General features: G+C 73.4%; 9 protein-coding genes. 6 read left to right on the top strand and 3 right to left on the bottom strand.

The genetic code is table 11. The features are described 5' to 3' along the window. Positions 1-111 precede the first annotated feature (111 nt). Together ACZ303_RS11390 and ACZ303_RS11385 are read left to right on the top strand one after the other, a co-directional pair. Complete coding sequence (locus ACZ303_RS11390) at positions 112-729, top strand: GNAT family N-acetyltransferase (RefSeq protein WP_467337558.1); 618 nt, start codon at positions 112-114, stop codon at positions 727-729. Between the two features lie 104 nt (positions 730-833). Continuing rightward, positions 834-1,433: a 2'-5' RNA ligase family protein gene (locus tag ACZ303_RS11385; RefSeq protein ID WP_467337556.1), complete on the top strand. Its 600-nt coding sequence runs from the start codon at positions 834-836 to the stop codon at positions 1,431-1,433. Positions 1,434-1,582: 149 nt separating this feature from the next. Here ACZ303_RS11385 and ACZ303_RS11380 read toward each other — a convergent pair whose 3' ends face one another. Next, positions 1,583-2,710 carry a PP2C family protein-serine/threonine phosphatase gene (locus ACZ303_RS11380; protein WP_467337554.1) on the bottom strand — a complete coding sequence of 376 codons (1,128 nt, stop codon included), beginning with the start codon at positions 2,708-2,710 and terminating at the stop codon, positions 1,583-1,585. Between the two features lie 269 nt (positions 2,711-2,979). On the opposite strand from ACZ303_RS11380, the gene ACZ303_RS11375 reads away from it, so the two are divergent. The 3 genes from ACZ303_RS11375 (at position 2,980) to ACZ303_RS11365 (ending at position 10,352) form a co-directional block, all read left to right on the top strand. Then, positions 2,980-3,468, top strand: a complete 489-nt coding sequence (locus ACZ303_RS11375) for a DUF6314 family protein (protein WP_467337552.1) — start codon at positions 2,980-2,982, stop codon at positions 3,466-3,468. 387 nt (positions 3,469-3,855) lie between these two features. Then, a complete protein-coding gene (locus ACZ303_RS11370) occupies positions 3,856-5,682 on the top strand; it encodes a hypothetical protein (RefSeq protein ID WP_467337550.1) in 1,827 nt (608 codons plus the stop codon). Continuing rightward, entirely contained in the window at positions 5,679-10,352 is a 4,674-nt protein-coding gene (locus ACZ303_RS11365) for an FtsK/SpoIIIE domain-containing protein (protein ID WP_467337548.1), read from the top strand. Before ACZ303_RS11370 ends, ACZ303_RS11365 begins: the two co-directional genes overlap by 4 nt. 91 nt (positions 10,353-10,443) lie before the next feature. Here the strand turns inward: ACZ303_RS11365 and ACZ303_RS11360 are convergent, their stop codons facing one another. Next, positions 10,444-10,743: a hypothetical protein gene (locus ACZ303_RS11360; protein ID WP_467337546.1), complete on the bottom strand. Its 300-nt coding sequence runs from the start codon at positions 10,741-10,743 to the stop codon at positions 10,444-10,446. 109 nt (positions 10,744-10,852) lie between these two features. Then, positions 10,853-11,842, bottom strand: coding sequence for a WXG100 family type VII secretion target (locus ACZ303_RS11355; RefSeq protein ID WP_467337544.1), 990 nt, complete (start codon positions 11,840-11,842; stop codon positions 10,853-10,855). Between the two features lie 222 nt (positions 11,843-12,064). Here ACZ303_RS11355 and ACZ303_RS11350 point away from each other — a divergent pair, with 222 nt between their 5' ends. Continuing rightward, a complete protein-coding gene (locus ACZ303_RS11350; RefSeq protein WP_467337542.1) occupies positions 12,065-20,326 on the top strand; it encodes a putative T7SS-secreted protein in 8,262 nt (2,753 codons plus the stop codon). Positions 20,327-20,377: the final 51 nt, after the last annotated feature.

The raw sequence follows: 20,377 nt of genomic DNA, 5'->3' as shown, positions 1-20,377 counted from the left end.
CGACGGAGCGGGCGGCACCGCCACCCGCCCGTGCGGGATGAGCAGCCCGCCATGTGGCGATCCGGCGTGACGGGGCCCCTGGCCCGGGCGTCCAAGATCATCAGGTGCAGAATGACGCGTATGTCGATAACGAATACTCCGAAGACGGCAACGATCGACGACGCTTCACTGATCGGCCGCACCCTTGCCTGTGCCTTCGACGACGACCCGATGATGCGCTGGTTCTTCCCCGACGAGGCCACGCGCGAGGCGGACCTGGGGCGCTACTTCGCCACGATCTTCACCCGGCAGTACGTCCGCCACGGCGTCTGCGAACAGACCGAGGCGGCGGCCGCCTTCTGGGTGCCGCCGGGCGCGCAGGACAAGGCCGTTCCCGACGCGGAGACCATCGAGGAGCTCGCGGAGATCCTGGGCGACCGGGCGCCGCTGTTCCGGCAGGCCGCGGAGGCGGCCGCCGGGCACGGTCCCCAGGAGCCGCACTGGTACCTGGCCGTGGTCGGCGCGGACCCCGCCGCCCAGGGCCAGGGCCACGGAGCCGCCCTCCTCCGCTCGGGCCTCGCCAAGGCCGATTCGGCGGGCCTGCCGGTCTATCTGGAATCCTCCAAGCCGTCCAACCTCCCCTTCTACGAGCACTTCGGCTTCACGGTGCTCGGCGAGGTCCAGCTCCCGGGCGGCGGCCCGACCCTGTGGGCCATGCGCCGCGCGCCGCGCCACCCGGCCGGCGCCTGAGGACTGCGCGAGGGCGCGGGTACGCGCCGACGGGTTCGTACCCGTGACCGCGGCCCGTTGTTCGCCGACTCGTGTGATCCGGACGCGGTCCGGACCATGGGAGTGTGGATGGGAACCCGGTTTTCGGTGGGGCGGGGCCGGTGGGCGCGCTGGAGGTGGCGCCGACGGCCCGGACGGCGGTGGTGTGGCTGCCGCCGCGGGAGCTCTGGCCTGCGATCCAGGCCATCCGCTGGGAGCACGATCCGCAGGTACGGCGGTGGCCGCCGCATGTGAACCTGCTGTTCGGCTTCGTACCGGAGGAGGAGTTCGCGCGGGCTGTGCCGCTGCTGTCCGCCGGGGCGGCGGACAGCGCGGCGTTCACGGTGCGGCTGGCCGGTGTGCGGTACTTCCGGCACCGGCATGACGCGACGGTGTGGCTCGACCCGGCCGCGGCGGGCCCGGCACCGTGGGCCCGTCTCCAGCGGGAGCTGGGAGGGTGGTTCCCGCTCTGTCGCGGGCGCGGCGGTGATTTCACCCCGCATCTGTCCCTCGGCCGTACCCGGGATCCACGGCGTCTGGCCGCCGAGTGCGCCGGCCGGCTCGGCGCACTGTCCGCCGTGGTCGAGGAGGTGGTCCTGCTCTCCCGGCGGGGCGAGGAGCCCATGCGGCCCCGGGCCGTGATCACGCTGGGCTCGGGCGAGGTCCGCCGACTGCCGGAGCGCTAGCGGTGGGGCCGCGGATCCCGGGGCCGCACCGGCAGTGGATGTGCCCCGCGCGGTGGTGAGCGCGCCGGTGTGGGCGCCGCGCCCTGTGATCTGTTCGACGAGCGATACGGTGCATCACGGTCGACGCCCACGATCGGCCGGCGATGTGTCTATGCGGACTGGGTCCTCCGGCCGTCCAGCGGGTCCGGCTTCTCGCGCAGGCGTACGGCGAGCGCGGCGATGTCGTCGTCAAGACCTCCGTCGCTGTAGCGGAGGAGGTCGCGGTGGAGCCCGTCGAGCAGCTCGCGGGACCGCACCGGGGTCTGCCGCCGCATCCAGTCCGCCAAGGGGAAGAACTCGCCGTTGCGGTCGCGGGCCTCGGTGACGCCGTCGGTATAGAGGAGCAACTGGTCGTCGAGGCCGAAGTCGAAGGTGTCGATGCTGTACTGATCGCCGATCAGGTCCGCCAGATTGAGAAGCGGCGAGGGAGCGGTGGGGTCCAGCACGCGGAGCCCCTCACCGTTCAGGAGCAGTGGCGGGGGATGCCCGCAATTGAGGATTCTGATGAGACCGTCCTCTCGCGGGATCTCGACGAGAACGGCGGTGGTGAAGCGCTCCATCAGGTCCTCGGGAGCGATCGCGGCGCTGTAACGGGCGCTGCTGGCCTCCAGGCGGCGCGCGATGCCGCCCAGGTCGGACTCGTCGTAGGCCGCTTCCCGGAAGGAGTTGACCACCGCCGCGGCCGTCCCTACCGCCGGCAGGCCCTTGCCCCGCACATCACCGATGAGCAATCGGACCCCGTACGGCGTGTCGGCCACCTCGTAGAAGTCGCCACCGATCCGGGCCTCCTTGGCGGCCGCGAGGTACAGGGACTCGATCTCGAGGTCCCCGAAGCGGCGCGGCATCGGGCTCAGGACCACTTGCTGCGCCGCGTCGGCGACGAGCCGGACCTGCAGGAGGGACTGCTCGCGCTGGAGCCGCACGTGGCTTCCGTACGCGGCCGCCACGGTGACCGCGACGATGCCCGCCACCGTGTACCACGCACCCAGTCCGGGGAACACGAGACTGAGGCCGATCATGAGCAGGAAGCAGACCGTTCCCAGCAGCACGGTGGGAAGCACGGGCCACATGGCGGCCGCGAGGGCGGGAGCGGCGGGCAGGATGCGGCTGAAGGCCATGTCCGGGGGCGTGGAGTACGCCAGGCCGGCGATGACGACGGTCAGGATCACCGGGGACAGCAGAACGAAGGACCACCGGCCGTGGGGGCGACGGGGCCGCGGCTGTCCAGGCTTGACCATGGTGTATATGATATCCGCACAACATGGACATAGCGCCCCTTTTCCGGCGGGGGTCGGCCCCGCCGGGCGGCTTGCCGCCGGTGGTCGCGGCTGTCGTGGGACAGGAATGCGTGGGCGGCCCCGGGGGCGGCCGGGCCGTGAGCGTGTCCGGGCTGTGGCGTGCCCCGGAGCGGCTCTCGGGTGTCCCGGCACGGCGGTGGGTCCCGATCCGCGCCGGCAGCGGCCCACTGTGCCCCCTTCGGCGCACAGCACTGAGCGATAATGCCGGCATGAGCTCCACCGCCCATGATCCGTTCCCCACCGGGGCGCCGGCCCCGCATCCCGTCCCCGACGCGGTGGCCTATCTGGGTGGGTGGTGGACGGTCGACCGTACGCTCTTCGATCTGGCCGCCGGCACCGAGGGCGCGTTCCACGGCACGGCCGAATTCCGGGCGGGCGGTGACCCCGCGTACATCCTGCACGTCGAGGACGGCGAGCTGACCTGGAACGGCGCCGTGAACCGGGCGGGCCGCACGCTCCGGCTGTACCCCGGGCCGGACGGCACGGCCGAGGTGGCCTTCGCCGACGGTCGGCCCTTCCACGCCCTGGACCTGCGCACGGGCCTCTGGGACGTCCGCCACCCCTGCGCCCCCGACATCTACGACGGGACGTTCACCGTCGTCTCCCGCGACGAATGGCACCTGCGCTGGCGCACCACCGGGCCGGCCAAGGACCAGCTCCACCGCTCGGTGTACCGGCGGCGGTCGGCCGCCTCGTGATCCCGGTCGGGCCGTGAGTCGTCTGCCACGGTTCAGGGAGATATGACGGACCCGTATGTGACTGAGGGTCAAAAGCGTTCCGGCCGGGCGCCAGGGCGTCGGTGTGCGCGGGGTCGCCGCGGCTTGACCTGCCGTGAGACTGCCCCCGCCCCGCCCTTGCCGCGGTGACAGGCAACCTGGCGGCTGTATTTGCCATGTACCTCAGTGTCGGCACGAGTGCGCTGCTCATCGCGGCTGCCCTCGGCGGACGGTCGTCAAGGGTGCGCGAAGAAGCGCACGTTCCGCCTACGTTGTTCATCCCGAGGTTCCTATGCACACCCACCCGCCCGGCACGCCCCGGCAGGGCCGCCCGGACTCCGCGGCCTCCGCCGCCACCCGGCGGCGCTCGTGACCACTGAGGTACTGGTCAGCGGTTCTTCGACGATCGCACTGCCCATGCCCGACCAGAGATCGTCCTACATCCTCACCGGCATGGCTCTCGCCCTGGTGGCGCTGATCTGGTGGCTGACCCGGGCGATCCGGCGGCAGGGTGGCTTCCGGCCCGCCTGCCGCCGGCTGGCCTGGGAGGTCCGGATGACGCGCCGGGCCTTCACCCAGCCCTTCCGCGCCCGTGGTCTGCACCGGCGCCGGATCCGTACGCTGACCTCGTTTCTCGCCGACCCGGCCGTACCCGCCCTGGTGGACCACGCCCTCGTCGACGCGGAGCGGGTGGCCGGTGAGGGCTGTTACGCACCGGCGGTCACGGTGAGCGCCGACCGGCGGCGGGTCGCCGTCGTCGTGGCCGGGCGCAGTCCGCGGGCGGCCACGGCACCCTGGCGGGGGCGCGGCCAGGAGCCGGGCGACTGGACCTGGTGGGCGGAGGCCGAGGCGTTCGGGCCCGACGCGCGGTCGCCGCTCGCGCGGCGGACGCTGCCGCTGGTGGTGGGTGTCGACCGGCTCTCGGCCGGGGCGGTGGTCGCCGACTGGATGTGCGGTCCGCCCGTCGTGAGCCTCGAAGGGGACACCCGGGTGGTCCGGAGCGTCCTCCAGGCGCTGGCCGCGCAGCTCGATCTGCTCGACGGCGGCCCGGTGGTGGAGGTCGCCCGGGGAGTGCATCCGCGCTACCCCGGACGTGAACTCGACCGGATCCTCGACGAGCTGGAGGCGTCCGGAGCTGTCGCGCCGGGTGATTCCGGGGATCCCGATTCCGTCCTCCCCGTGGTGCCCGTGGTGTTGGTGTGCTGGACGCCGACCTCCGACCAGCGGGAGCGGCTGGCCGGGCTCTGCGCCTCGGGCCGGGTCCGCGCCCTGGTCGGCGGGCGGTTGCCGGGGGACTGCTGGAGCCTGCACGCCGAGCCGGGCGGCCGGTTGCTCGGGCCGGGCATCGGCGTCGACGTGGAGTCCGCCGCGCTGAGTACGGCGGTGGGCACCGCCGTCAAGAGGTTCCGCCGCCGCCGGGTCGGCTGGTGGACGGCCCGTGCCGAGCCCGCCCGTCCCGCCGGGCCGGGTGACGACGGCGGCGGCGACGGACCGGTCGTGCGCCGACCCGAAGCGACGGAAACCGGCGGCGGTGCCGCAGCCGGTGGCGCGTGTGGAGTCGGCTCGGCCGATCCGGTACCGCCTGTTGGGGCGACGTGTGTGCCGGTGCCGGTGCCGAACGGTGAACCGGAATCCGAGCCGACGCCCGGACCGAGCGCCGCCACGGCGGCCGGCCCGGAACCGGACACCGTTTCCGGGGGCCTTGCCGGGGCCGGTTCCCCGAACCCGCGAACAGCCTCCGGTACGGCCGTCCCGACCATGCCCGGCCCGTACGGGGGTGACTTCGCCGAGCCCGGTGCTGTGGCCGTCACCGGACCGGCGACCGCGGCCGCCTCCGATCCCACGGCCCCCGCGACGGCGCCCCCCGCCTCGGCCCCGACCAAGGCCGGCCCGCACGGGGGTGACTTCGCCGAGCCCGGTGCTGTGGCCGTCACCGGGCCGGCGACCGCGGCCGCCGTTGCAGGCGCAGCCGCCCCCTCCTCCGATCCCGCGCCCCCCGCCGCACCCGGGACCGCCCCGCACAACCCGATGGCCGCCCCCGACCCCTGGCTCGAACCGGAACCAGAGCCGGCACCGGCACCGGACCCCGAGCCCGGTCACGGACCCGGGTCCGTACCCGGTACCGGCGCCCGGCCCGCCACCGGCGTATCCGCCGCCTCCCGTACGCATTCGGAACGGACCCCCGAACACCCATGAGACTCTTCGTCAGCCTCGGCTCACCCGATGCGCCGGGTGCGGTGGCCGCATCCGGTTCCGTCCGGGAAGTCGTCCTGGACGCCCCCGGCGCCACCACCGTCGGGGCGCTCGCCGCACGGCTCGGCGGTACCGCCGCCGCCGACGGCACCGAGCCGCCCGTCCTCTACCTCGGCGACCGGCCCCTTGCCGCCGACAGCCCGCTGTCCGCCGCCGGGATCCGCGACGGTGTCCGCCTCGGGCTCGGCGGCCCCGCCGCTCCCGAATCCGCCGCCTACGGTGCGCGGCGCGGCGAACTCCCGCCGCCCTCCCGCACCCCCGACGGCGAACGCCTGCCGCGCGCCCCGCGCGTGGAGCTGCAGCTCGTCGGCGGGCGTGGCGCCGGGCGCGTATGGCCGCTGGCACCGGGCACGCACGGCATCGGGCCGCAGCCCGGCGGCTCCGTGGCCCTGGACGGGCGGGACGTGCCTGCGGCAGGGGTGCGGGTCACCGTGCGGCCCGACGGCACGGTGCTCCTCCACACCGGTGCGCAGGGCGCGCACGCCGTGCTCTCCCTGCCCGAGCCGCCGCCCGACCGGCCGCGTGCCGACGCCGCGCCGCTGCCTCCGGAACCGCCGGGCGAACTCCCCGACCCGGACGCCGACACCGCCGAGCCGCTCCCGCCGGGATGGCGCGAGTGGCCGCTCGGCGGCGAGCTCGTCCTGGGGGAGTTCCTGCTCCGCGTGGCCGAGCCGACCGAGGCCGACGCCGCCCTCACGGTCTCCGCGGACGGTGCCCACCTGGACTTCAACCGGCCGCCCCGCATCATCCCGCCGCTACTGCCGGAACGTTTCGTCCTGCCCGCGCCGCCCACCCCGCCCACCCACCGGCCGATCCCGCTGCTGATGATGCTGTCGCCGCTGGTCCTCGGCGTCGGCATGGTCTTCTTCCTCAAGTCGTACTACTTCCTGGTGTTCGCGCTGTTCAGCCCGGTGCTCGCGGTCGCCAACCATCTGAGCGGCAAGCGGAACGGCTGGCGCGACTACGTGGACGCCGCCGCCAGCTACCGGGCCCGCCGCGCCTCGCTGGAGGACGACGTCAAGGCCAAGGTCGACCGCGAGCGCGCCCTGCGGACCGAGGGCGGACCCGACCCCGCCACCGCGGGGCTCTGGGCCGTCGGCCCCGGTGCCCGGCTCTGGGAGCGGCAGCGCGCCCACCCCGACCATCTCCACCTGCGCGTCGGCACCGTCCGTCAGCCCTCCCTGCTCACCATCGACGACTCCGCCCGCGAGGACAACCACCGCTCCGTCAACTGGGACATCCCCGACATGCCGATGGGCGTGGACCTGGTCGGCGACGGCGTCCTCGGCATCGCCGGGGAGCGCGGCGCCGCCGCCGCGCTCGCCCGCTGGACCGTCGCCCAGGCGGCGATCCTGCACAGCCCGCGCGACGTCCGGATCACCGTCCTCACCGACGCCGCGGGCGCGGCCGGCTGGGAGTGGGTCCGCTGGCTGCCGCACGCCCGCCCCGGCCGGGGCGGCGTAGCGGCCGCGGCCCCCGGCGGCCCGGCGGTCACCCTCGGCAACGACCCCGAGACGGTCGCCAACCGGGTCACCGAACTCGTCTCGACCGTCCGGTCCCGAATCCGGGCCCGGACCTCCGCCATGAGCGGGGCCCTGCTCGCCGAACCCGACCTCCTCGTGGTCCTCGACGGGGCCCGGCAGCTCCGCGACGTCCCCGGCATGATCCAGGTCCTGAAGGAGGGGCCCGCCGTCCGGGTGTTCCTGATCTGCGTCGACCGCGAGGAGCGGATGCTCCCCGAGGAGTGCGTCACCGTCTGCTCCGTCGGCGCCCGCGAACTCACCCTGCGGCGCACCGGGAAGACCGATGTCACCACGGCCCGCCCGGACCTGGTCGACGTCGAGTGGTGCGAGCGGATCGCCCGTGCCCTCGCCCCCGTGCGCGACGTCACCCCCGACGGCTCCGACGGCCTCCCCGGCAAGGTCGGCCTGCTCCGGCTGCTCGACCTCGAACCGCCGCACGGCGGCGAACTGGTCCGCAGGTGGGAACAGCGGCCCGCGTCCACCGGCATGCCGCTCGGCTCCGGCTACTCCGGTCCCGTCACCTTCGACCTCGTCAAGGACGGTCCGCACGCCCTGGTCGCCGGAACCACCGGCGCGGGCAAGTCCGAACTGCTCCAGACCCTGGTGGCCGGGCTCGCCGCCGCCAACCGGCCCGACGAGATGACCTTCGTCCTGGTCGACTACAAGGGCGGCAGCGCCTTCAAGGACTGCGTACGGCTGCCGCACACCCTCGGCATGGTCACCGACCTCGACAGTCACCTGGTCGAACGCGCCCTCACCTCGCTCGGCGCCGAACTGACCCGGCGCGAACACGTCCTCGCCGCGGTCGGCGCCAAGGACCACCCCGAGTACCGCGCCATGCGGCGGCGGGACCCGTCCCTGGCGCCGCTGCCCCGGCTGCTGCTCATCATCGACGAGTTCGCCACCCTCGCCCGCGATGTGCAGGAGTTCATCCCCGGGCTGGTCTCCATCGCCCAGCGGGGCCGCTCCCTCGGCATCCATCTGGTCCTCGCGACCCAGCGGCCCGCCGGAGTGGTCACCGCCGACATCCGGGCCAACACCAACCTCCGCATCGCCCTGCGCGTCACCGACGCCGCGGACAGCCACGACGTCCTGGAGGTCAACGACGCCGTCACCATCTCCGCCGACACCCCTGGGCGGGCGCTGGCCCGGATCGGGCACCGCTCGGTCCTGCCCTTCCAGACCGCCTTCGCGGGCGCACCGCGCGGCACCGAGCCCGCGGAGGGGACCGCGGGAACCCTCGTGGAGCGGCCGGAGCGTCCCGTCGCCGCCGCCGAGATCTGGACGACGGACGTGACCTGGGCACAGCTCGGCCGCACGGCGCCCGAGCCGGGGCCGGACCACGCGGGCGAGGACGACGACGCCGACCTCCTGGACGATCCCTCGGCCCCGACCGACCTCACCGCGCTCGTGGAAGCCGTCGAGGAGGCGGCCACCACCCTCGGCATTCCGCGGCAGCCCAGCCCCTGGCTGCCGGCGCTGCCGCACCGGCTCACCCTGGACGACCTGCCCGAACGGCCCGACCGGCCGGACGGGCAGCTCGCCTCCGTCCCCTGGGCGCTCGCCGACCTGCCGAGCGCCCAGCGCCAGGAACCCCTGGAACTGGACCTCGACACCTTCGGCCACCTCTACGTCCTGGGGACCCCGCGCTCCGGCCGTTCCCAGGTGCTGCGCACCATCGCCGGTGCGCTCGCCCGCCGCCACTCCACGGCGGACGTGCACCTGTACGGCATCGACGCGGCGGGCGGCGCGCTCGCCGCCCTGAACCCGCTGCCGCACTGCGGGGCCGTCGTGCCGCGCGCCGACCTGGAGCGCCTCAGCCGGCTGCTCACCCGGCTCACCGCCGAAATGGTCCACCGTCAGGAACTGCTGACCACCCACGGCGCCGCCGGCCTCGCCGAACTGCGCTCCCTGCTCCGGCCGGCCGAACGCCCGGCGCACATCGTGGTCCTCATCGACGGCTGGGACTCACTGGTCGCCCTCTTCGGTGACCACGACGGCGGCCGCCTCGTCCAGGAGGTCACCGCCCTCGTCCGCGAGGGCGCGCCCCTGGGCATCCATGTCATCGCCACCTCGGAACGCGCCCTGCTCTCCGGCAAGGTCGCCTCGCTCAACGACGAAAGGCTGCTGCTGCGGCTGAGCGACCGCACCGAGTACACCCTCGCGGGCGTGCCTGCCAAGAAGATCCCGGACGCCGTGCCGCCGGGCCGCGGCTGGCGCACGGGCAGCGGCACCGAGATCCAGGTCGCCCTGCTGGGCCGGCCCGCCGAGGGCGGCCCGGCCACCGGCCGCGACCAGGCGGAGGCCCTCCGGGCCATCGGCGTCAGGGCGGCACAGCGCGACCGTGGCGTACCGGCCGAGCGGCGCCCCGCCAAGGTGCTCACGCTGCCCCGGGAGATCTCCTTCACCGACGCGTACGACAAGGTGCCCGACGCACGGCGGCGGCCGCTGTGGGGCCTGCTGGGCATCAGCGGCGACGACCTCGCACCGGTGGGCGTGGACTTCGCGGGCGACGCCCCGTCCTTCCTGATCAGCGGCCCGCCCGGAACGGGCCGTTCCACCGCGCTGGCCTCCCTCGCGGTCTCCCTGCTGGCCGGGGGCACCCGGGTGGTCGTGCTCACTCCGCGGGAATCACCGCTGCGCGGGCTGCGCAGGCATCCGCAGGTGACCGTGGTGGAGCACCCCGATCCGCTCGACGAGGAGGTGCAGGCCGCGCTCGACGCGGGGACCGGCCCGGCCGTGGTGCTGGTCGACGACGCGGACCTGCTCGCCCAGTTGCCCGCCGCCGACCAGGTCCTGCGCTCCATCGCGGCCACCGGCCGGGACCGGGGCGTCGGGCTGGTGGCCGCCGCCACCCCGGAGACGCTCACCTCCGCCGGCATCGGCTGGCTGGGGCAGGCCCGCAGGCTCCGCAAGGGGATGCTGCTGGCCCCGCAGTCCCCGAGCGAGGGCGACCTGCTGGGCATCCGCCTCCCGTACGACCTGCTGCGTTCGCGTCCCGTACCGGGGCGTGGGCTGACGGTGGATCCGGTGACCGGGTCGTTGGTGTCGATCCTGGTGCCGAACACCGTGCTCCACGGGGAGGACTGACGGTCCGCCACCGGCCGGCCCGTACCCCGTGACCGCGAGGCGCCCCCGGCCGATGGGCCGGGGGCGCCTCGCGGTGCGGTGGGGGTGCGGATCAGCCGCTGGAACCCTTGGCGATCGAGGCGTCCATCTCCTGCACGGCCGTCTTGATCTTCTCGAACTGGTCGGCGAAGGTCGTGATGCCCCGCATCGCCTGGGTCAGCGACGTCGTCAGCTTCTCGTACGACGCCTTCATCGCCGGGCTGCTCTGCTGCATGAACAGACCGTTGTCCAGCAGGCCCTCGACGGACGTCTTGGTGGACGTCAGCATCGGGACGATGTCGTGGACGGCCTGGTTCATCACCTTGTGAACGCGCATGATCTCGTCGTAATCGATATTGATGTTTCCGGCCATGCCTTTTCCTCGCTTTGTATCCGAGTGATGTGTCGCATCCGAGTGATGCGCCGCGTCAGCCGCCGATGTCGCGGCTGGTGTGTGCCGGCCGCCGCGGCCGGACGGGGGATCACGACTCGCGTCGCCAGCCCGTGTCCTTGCCCGCGCTGCCGCTGACCCACTTCTCCTTGCCCCCGCCCGGGGTCTCGACCGTCTTGGTGCCGCTGCCGTCCGCCTTGACCTCGACGGTCGTGGTCGTTTCGTGGCCCTGGTCGTCGACGGTCGAGTCGATGGTGCCCGTGACGGTCCGCACCTTGCCGTCCTTGTCGGGCCCGGTGGTCGTGTAGGTGGTGTGGGAGGTCCGCTGTCCGGTCTGGGTGTTGTAGACCGAGCTGGTGTTGCCGGAGGTGGTGGTCTGCTTGTCGTCCTGCCCCGTGGTGGTGCTGGAGAAGGACGTGGTCGTGGTCTTGGTGTCCTTCGACGAATCCGTCGTGGTGCTGGTGCCGGTGGAGACCGTGACATTGCCCTGCACATCGGTCGACCTCGACTCGTACGAGCCGTCGGGACGGTAGGTCGTCGTCTCCGTGCTGGTCAGACCGCTCTTCGTGGTGATGGTCGTGGTGACCGACGCCGGCTTGCCGTCCGGACCGTAGGTGTACGTGGTGGTCGTGGAGTTGCCGTTGGGGTCGGTGCTGGTCCAGCTGCTCGGGCGTGCCCCGGGGTCCTTCGGGGCGTTCGGGTCGTTCGGGTCGACCTTCCCCTCGGCCACGAGCTTCTGCCACTCGTCGTACAGCGCCTTCTGGCCGTTCCACTGGTCCGCGGCGATGGCGGCGGCCTGCCGGCTCGCGGCGCCCGCGAGCCGGAAGTCCCAGTCCGCCCACTCCTTCGCGACCTTCTCGTACAGCTTCCCGAGCTTCTCCAGCTTCTCCTCGGACCGTTTGAAGGCCCCGCTCCACCGGGTGTAGTAGCCGCGCACGGCCAGCCGGGCCACCGCCGAACCGAGCTGGTCCACCGACTGCTGGGGGGCGTTCTTGCGCGCCTCGCCGACCTGCTCCTTCAGGGAGCGGGCCTTCTTCGCCACCTCGTGGAGCAGCTCGTAGTCCACCGCTATGTCGGGCACAGTCGCTTCCTCGCCGTCGTACGGATCCGCCGCTCGGACCTGTCACACCGACAGATGCTCATCGGCCACGATGCGTTCACTGGTACCGGAAATGTCTTCCGTCCGGGATGTGACGTTCTCCACAGAGTGAACCGATGGGTTCGCGATCCCATCGGACAGGTTGACCGCACGCTGTCCCGGTGGTGGGTGCAGCGCGGTGAACAGCAGGTGGAGGGGTCCGAGTTGGCTACGCGTCCCGGCGACTGGAACGCCCTGGGGCTGGGCGGGGACCCGACCCCCGGCGACCCCGCCGTCATTCTTCAGCTCGCCGACACGATGCGCAGGCTCGCCGACACCGCCGGCACGGTCCACGACGGCCTGCGCGAGTTGCAGACGACCTCGGGCGAGGGGCAGCGCTTCATCGGCAAGACGGCCGACGCGCTGCGCCGGAAGGTGGACGAGCACCTGAACGGCTTCGCCGGTGCGGTGCAGGAGTCCTTCCTCATGGCCGAGTCGGCGATGCGGGCCTACGCAACCGCCGTCACCAGCGCCCAGGGAGAGGCTGATCAGGCGCTGAACGCCGCCCAGGGGCTGGCCCAGGACGACCCGCAGCGACAGGCCCTCGCCGGTCGCGCCACGGCCGCGCAGAGCGAACTGACCGCCGCGGCCGGCCGCCTCAAGACCGGGCTCTCGGAGGCGGGCGACCGGATGAAGCAGCCGTCGAGCGACTGCGAGATGTTCTGGGAGGTCTTCGAGGTCCTCACGATCATCGTCTCCATCCTCGCCATCTTCACCGGCGGCCTCCTCGGCATCCTCGCCTGGGCGATGAACGCCGTGAACCTCATCAAGGTCGCCGTCGACTTCAGCCAGGGCAAGGCCAGCGGTCTGCAACTGGGACTGGCCTTCCTCGGCGTGCTCTTCCCGTCCACCAAGGGCATCGCCGGCACCCTCAAGGCCGTCGGCAAGGGCATCAAGGCAGGGGGTGCCGGCTTCATGGACGAGGTGGGCCGCATCGCCCTCCTCTCCGGTACGAGCCGCTTCCTGGTGGTGCCCTTCCTCCTCGCGTCCAAGACCGGCGCCGGTCTGCGCGCCTTCGGGCCCGCGCTCTGGAGCGGGATGAAGTTCCTCGGCCGTGCGCCCCTCGCCGACTGGGCCAGGATCACCGGCGGCGTGAACGGGGCCTGGGCCAAGGTCGGCGCCTACGGCATGGTCACCCTGAACCGGTTCGGCCGGCTCACGGTGGCGGCCCTGGTGCCCCTGAACTTCGCCGAGATCGGTGTCGTCGGCTTCCGGGGCGCGGCGGCCCTGGCCTTCGCCGACCGGGTCCTCGGCATCCCGCAGCATTCACTCCGTCAGATGATGGCCAGGGCGGGCGACCTGGAATACCTCATGAAGGCCGGCGGCCCGACGGGCAAGGCGGGCTGGGGCGGCGGAGCCCCGGGCCGGGCGGGATCGCACCTCGCGCCGGGCCTCTTCGGACCGGTCCGCTTCGGCCCCTCCTTCGGCTCCGTGTCGAGCGACCTCTTCCACCTCTCCCTGACCAAGACCCCGGTCCTGAACTTCACCGACCTCGGCTTCGCCAAGCTGGGCGACCTGCTGCTGCCGAGCCCCGGCACCGCCATGCACGGCGGTACGGGCGCCGCCCACGGGCCGCACGGCACCCCCGGCCTGGTCACCCCGCCGCTGCCGGACCACCTGGCGCTCACCCCCAGCGGCCTCGCCGTGCCGAAGTCGGCCGCCGGTGACGCGGGCCTCGGCCACCTGACCCTGCTCGACACCTCCCTGGGCCAGGTGCGGCTCGACAACAATCTGCTGCTCCCCGCCGACACCGCCCTCGGGGTGCTGGACGGGGCCCGCAACCCCGCCGGGCTCTCCGTCATCAGGGACGCGCCCGGCCTGGGGCACGGCGTGGAGGCGCCCGGGGGACTGGCGCCGGCCGCTGGTGCCTTCGATGACAGCACCGCCCTGGCGCGGGGCGCCGTCGGCCACGCCGAGGACCTGGCCGACCTGAAGTTCCCCGAGCTGATGGCCCTTCAGGAGGGCGATGTCTCGGTGCGCGCCATCAGCGCGGACGGGATCTCGTTCCGCATCGGCGCCGACACCGATGTGACGGTCAACGCCGAGACGCTGTCGTCGTTCGCGTTCTCGCCCCACGGGCCCGCCCCGCACGCGGCGGCGCCGCACACGGGCGGCCTCCCCGGGACGGCGGGACTGCCGGGCGGCGCGGCACTGAACGCGGCGACGCCGCCCACCGGCCTGCCGGGTGCGGCGGTCCCGCACACGGCCCCGCTCACCCCGCACGCCGCCCCCCACACTCCCGGTACGACGGTATCGGCGACCCCCCTCCCGACCCGCGACGTCGTCCCGCCGCCCTCCGCCACCCCGCTCAACGCAACGGCACCGCAGGCCCCCCACCCGATCCGGGGCGCCGACGCGCCGGCGCCCCCGGTGAACAGCCGCGAGCAGGCCCTCGCCCTCCTCAGGGGCGACGAACCCCGCCCCCGGGCCGGCGCGGGCCTGAGCGCGTCCACGCCCACGGGCGGTGTCTCCTCCCGCTCCGCACTGGACACGGCCGGATTCACCCCCGGCCGCGCGGACGCCGACCAGGCCCTGGACCTGGTGGCCCGCCCCGGCCGCTCCGCCGACGCCCCCGCGACGTCCCGGCTCGCGCAGCCCGCCACGCCTCCGCCCGTACGACCCGACGGCACCGGCGGCGGCCGCCCCGACACTCCCTCGGGCGGTGCGGGAGACGTCCGTACGCCCCGGTCCGCCGACGCGTCGCCCTTCGGCCCGGCCGCGCCCGTGCCGACCGGGATCGAGGGCCACGCCGGGGCCACCGTCAGGAACCAGCTCCGGCTCTCCATCGGCCACGTCATCACCGGCGGCGCCCCCGACCGCGTGCTCGCCGACCTCCGGATGGAACGCTATGTGGCGTACGAGAACGCCCTCGCCGACCTGAACGCCGCACAGCGCCATGCCGGCGGGGGAGCGCCGAGGACCCCCGGCGCCGGACCCTCCGGCGGGCCCTCCCGGGCGGAGCTGGCGGCGAAGGACCGACTGGACACCGCCCTCGCCGAGGTCAAGGACGCCCGCAAGGCGCTCCGGGAGGTCGGCGTCGACCCGGACGGGACGCTGAACGAGGTGCGTTCGCTGAACGTCCGCCACGTCCTGGAGAACGGCGGGGTGCCCGGAGGCGCGGGGAAGCCCGATCTCTCCCGGGTGCTCGCCGACGAGGCGGCCGACCTCTCGCCCGCGGCCGGGCACGCCGCCGACGACGCGCCGACGGGGCCCCTGGACGACCTGGACACCCCGGACGGCCGGCCGGTGGAGTCGGCCCCCGGGGCGTCGGCCACCGACGACCTCGCCGCGGGCCCGGCGGCCGACGAGCTCGTACCGGCACCGTCGGTGCGCCCCGACGTCACCGTGGGCCGGGTCGACAACCCGTTCGCGGCGGCGGAGACCCTGCGGACCAGCACCTTCGCCAGCGACCCCGTGACGTTCCTGAGCCGGCACCCCGTCTACACCGGCTTCGAACTCGGCATGAAGTCACGGATGCCCGGCCTGACCGACGAGCTCGTCAACCAGTTCATCAACACCATGGGCGATGTCGAACAGAACTGGTTCGTCCTCGTCCGGGTGGGCGACCCCGCCGCCCGTGAGGGAACCCTCGTGCTCACCCCCGCGGTGGAGCGGTACGTCCAGGCGTTCGCCGAAGGCGACCTGCTCCGGGCCGGCAAGGTGCCCGAGCGCACCGGTGCACTGTTCGACGCCCTCGGCGCGCACCCCACGCTTCCCCGGCCGATGGCCGCGGACAGCTATCTCGCCTCGGGTTTCATCCCGTTCAAGATCGGCAGCGCCAAGGAGCTCGACGCCATCGGGAGCGCCGTCATCGCACGACACCCCCGCGGAGGGGTCGGTTCGGAGTTCGTGTTCACGCCCGACATGACCGGCTGCGCGCTGACCGTCACCCATGTCACCGAGGACAGCTTCCGGGCGTGGCACTACCAGTCGCCCAACGGGCTGAACCAGAGCGCGTTCGCCACCGAATTCCGGGTCGGCCAGTCCGCCACCGACTGGATCGGTGACGCGGTCTACCTCGGCCCGCGGCGGGAGACCGAACGGTTCGGGGCGACCAACCTCCTCTGGCACCGGGCGGACGGCTCATGGCGTGTCCTGAGCCAGGAGTACCGGGTGCCCTTCTCCCTGGACCTCGCCGCCTTCAGGCTGCCGCGGGCCCCCCTCGACCTGCCGTTGCGCCTCACCCCCGGCCATGAGCTCGCGTACACCAAGAAGATCTACGACGGCATGCGGCAGGAGACCAACCTGAAGATCCAGGGCGACCTGGTGGAAACCCTGATGAAGTCCGGCGTCAGGCCCTCCGAGCTGACCACGCTCCAGGACGACATCCTCGCGCCCGTCACCCGGACCATCCTGGGCGAGGACTCGGCGCTCGCGGGGGTGAAGAGCTTCCAGGACCTCGCCGACGTGGTACGGGTGGCCAAGGAGCAGCGCGGGACCACGGCGGGCGCGGTCGGGCGGGCCATCGGCGAGAGCTCCCTGGACGAGTTCAAGAAGGGCAGACTCACCCGGATCATCGACGACTTCCAGGGCGCCCGGTGGCTCGACGGCTCCCTCCGGGAGGCCGACGCCCGGATCGCGGCCGAAGCCCGCCTGGGCGCGCCCGAAGCCCGCTCGGCCGCGCCCGATGCCGCCATCAAGGGCAAGGGTTCGACCCACTCGCCGGAGCCCGGGAACGCCCCCTCGCACGGTGGGCTCCCCGGCGACCACGAGGTGACCCGCGTCTGGCAGGAGCGGGCCCGGGTCAGGCAGGAGATCATCGAGGGCGGCACGACCGGCCGCGCGGCCGAGGAACGGCTCGCCGCCTGGGAGACGTACGAGATCGCCCGTACCGAACTGGGCGCGCTGCGGGGGCGTGCCGCACTGGAGCTGCCGTCGAACGGCGTCGGTTCGTCCACGGGGCCCACCACCGGCCAGCAGCTCCTCCGGGCCGAACTGGACGCCGCCGAGACCGCGCTGGACCGGGCGGAGGGCGGCCTCCGGGGGCTCGGCATCGACCCGGGGACGACGAGCGACCGGATCGACGACGCCCTGGCGAAGATCTTCACCGGTGAGGGGGCCCTGCTCGGCGGCGGGCGGCGCGGCGAGCTCCACCCGGCCGGTCTGCCGGAGTCCGGGCCGTCGGGGACGGCCCCGGCGCGGCTCGCGGACGAGGCGACGGACGCCGCTCCGCCGGCGAGCGGGTCCGACGAGGCGGTACCGGACGAGGCGGTACCTGATGAGGCCGTACCGGACGGGGCCGTATCGGACGGGGCGGTCACCGGTCCCGGGCACGTGCCCGGGACGGTCGTGGCCCCCGCCCCGCACCCGCTCCCGGCCGTGGGGCACGTCGACAACCCGTTCGCCGCGCTGGAGGGCGCCCGGACCCAGACGTTCGTCACCGATCCCGTGAAGTTCCTCGACGCGCACCCCGTGTCCACCGAGTTCGCCCGCGGCATCATGGCGCGGATGCCGGGAGTGAGCCTCGAACAGAGCATCACCTTCGTGAAGCAGATGGACCACTGGGACCGGCACTGGTTCGTCCTGCACCGGAATGACAGCCTCCCCTTCAGCCACCGCACCGTCACGCTCACACCTGCGGTGGAACGCTACGTACAGCACTACGCCCACACCGGTGGGATCGCCGCCGAACTCGCCCGGCACCCCGCGCTGCTGAGACCGATGGCGGAGGACCACTACCTGGCCGCGTCCTTCATCCCGTACAAGTCGGGCCTCGCCAAGAAGGCCGACGACCTCGGGAACGCCGTCATCCCCCGCACGCCGCACGGGGGGACCGGATCCGAGTTCGCCTTCACACCGGAGATGAACGGCTGCGCGCTGGCTGTCACCGACGTCACCGAGCACGACTTCAGGGCCTGGCACTACCAGTCCCCCGGGAGCGAGGTCCCCAACGAGTACGCCACGAGGTTCCGCGCAGGGCGCCGCGGGGACGACTTCATGGGCCCCCCGGTGCCCGAACACGCGGTACGGGACTGGGTCGGCGACGCGATGTACCTGACGCCGGGGGAGAATTCCCGGGGCTGGCAAGGGGCCACCAACATCCTCTGGCGCCACTCGGACGGCTCGTGGCACGTCCTGAGCCAGGAGTACCGGGCGACCGCCACCCGGCTCGGCCTCGACGACTTCACCCTGCGCCGGGGGGCCAGGGTCTTCCCGCTCGACCTCACCGGCGACAGCGCGGCGGCGTACACCCGGCGGATCTACGACGGCATGCGGGCGGCGGACAGCCTGGAGATCGAGGGCCGGCTCGTCTCGGCCCTGGCATCGGTCGGCCGCGACCCCCAGCTGGCGACATCGCTGCAGCGGAACGTCTTCGACACGGTCTTCAGGACCCGGCTGGACGAGGAGGCCCGGCTCGCGGCCGCGGGCGACTTCCCCACGCTCGCGGAGACCGCGCGGGAGCTCAAGGAGCAGCGCCTGACCACCGCGGCGACCCTCCGGCAGACCCTGGACAGCAGCCCGCTGGACGCCCCGCTGCGGGGCCGGCTCGACGAGATCGTCGAGCGCTTCGCCAACCCCCGCTGGCCCCGTGAGCTGCACCGCGAGGCCCAGGCCAGGCTCGACACCCTCGCCTCCGGAAGCGGGCCGGCCCCGGCGCAGGGGTCCGGAACGCTCCGGATCTCCGAGCCGGCCGCCGACACCCCCGGCACGGCCGACCTGCCGGTGACCCGGGCCCGGGAGGAGTTCGCGCAGGCGTACGCCGAGCGGGCCCGGGCCGAGTTCGCCGTGAACGAGTGGAACCAGCGGTTCACCGGCGGGGCGGGGCCCTCGAACCCGTCGCCGGGTCCCTCGCATCCCGAGACCGTGCTCGCGGCCGCCGAGGAGCGGCTGAGGCGGGCCGGCGACGCACTGAGCGATCTCGGTGCCGACCCGACGGCGGTACGGGCGGAGATCGAGGACACCATCACGCGCAGCGGCCTGGAGGGCAAGGGGCTCCCCGGCGGTATGCGGCAGGCCGACCCCGGTGGGGACCTCCCGCACGGCACCCACGAGGGGGAGACCCAGCCCGCCCAGGACGAGGTGGTCCCGACGGGCGCGGCACCCGAGGAGCCCGTACCCGCGGGGGTCACGACGGACGTCACGCCGACCGCCGGCGCGGCCGGGCCGGTGCCCGCGGTCGTGGCACCGGCGGAGCCGCTGACGCGCCTCGCGTTGCAGGAGGAACTGCTCACCCACGCCTTCGCGGACACCCCCGAGCACTTCTTCGCCACGCACGTGGTCTCCGTGAACTTCAAGGAGAACATCGCGGCGCGCATGCCCTGGATGGACAAGGCCGACATCGCCACGTTCCTGGAGCGCATGAACGACTGGGACGACAACTGGTTCGTGATCTTCCGGCGCGGGCAGTCCGACCGGGGCAGCACGGTGATGCTCACTCCGGCCGTCGAGAAGTACATCCAGGCGGACGCGGACCGGGCCGGCCTGGCCGGGTACGCCGGCGACAGCCGCCTCCCCGCCGCGGCCGACGACAGCGAATACCTGACCTCGGTGCACGTGCCGTACCTGAGCGGACGCGTCGAGGACGTCGGGATCGGGAACGCGCGCGTCCCCCTGGTGCCCGATGACCGGCTCGGCTCGAACTTCGTCGTGACCGGCACCATGAACGGCTGCGCGCTGGCCGTCACGGATGTCGACGGGACCGGATTCACCGTCTGGCACTTCCAGTCGCCCGGCAGCAGCAAGGGCGCCGACGTGGCGTTCCGGCTGAACCAGGAGAGGTCGGTGGTCGACTGGTTCGGTGACGCGGAGTACGAGACGCCGGTGAAGCGAGGGCAGTACGAAGCCGCCAACGTCCTGTGGTACGACCCGCGACGGGGCTGGCGGATCATCAGCCAGGAGAGCGACATGCTCCTGGGGCCCCGGGGCGAATGGCTCGGGCTGTCCAAGACGCAGGACCTGACGCGTGAGCTGCGCCTGGTGCCCGGTGGTGAGTTGACGTACACCAAGAAGATCTACGAGGGCCTGGAAGCCGGTCACCGCAAGAAGGTCGACCTGGTCCTCGGCCGCCTGGACAAGAGGGCGAACTGGACGCCCGAGCAGTACCAGCTCCTCAAGGAGGGCATCATCGATCCCTATATGCAGAGAATGGACGCCTTCCGGGATCGGCTGCTCGCCCAGCAGGACTTCGCCGGACTCGCCGACCTGGCCGAATCCATCGGCAAAACGCACGCGCGGTCCAAGGAGAGGATCTCCGAACAGATCGAGGGCTGGACGGAGATCATGCGATCCCTGGAGAGCCCCAAGGGCAAGCTCCCGCCGCTCGACGACCGCATGTACGAGCTCAGTACGTTCCTGAACGAGTACCACAACGCCCCCTGGGCGGACCGCATGGCGCACGAGGCGAACGCCCGCCTCGACCCGCCCGCGCCCGGAGGCGGCGGGGGAGCCGGGGAATCGGTGCCCCAGCCGGCCGTCGGCTCCCCGTGACCCTCCCGCCGCGTCATGCCCTTCCTCCCCGCCCTCCCTTCACGTCCGTCG

Source organism: Streptomyces sp. NPDC023527, assembly GCF_055560115.1.
Note: the sequence above shows the minus strand (reverse complement) of the source record. Positions and strands in the feature narration are given on the sequence as shown.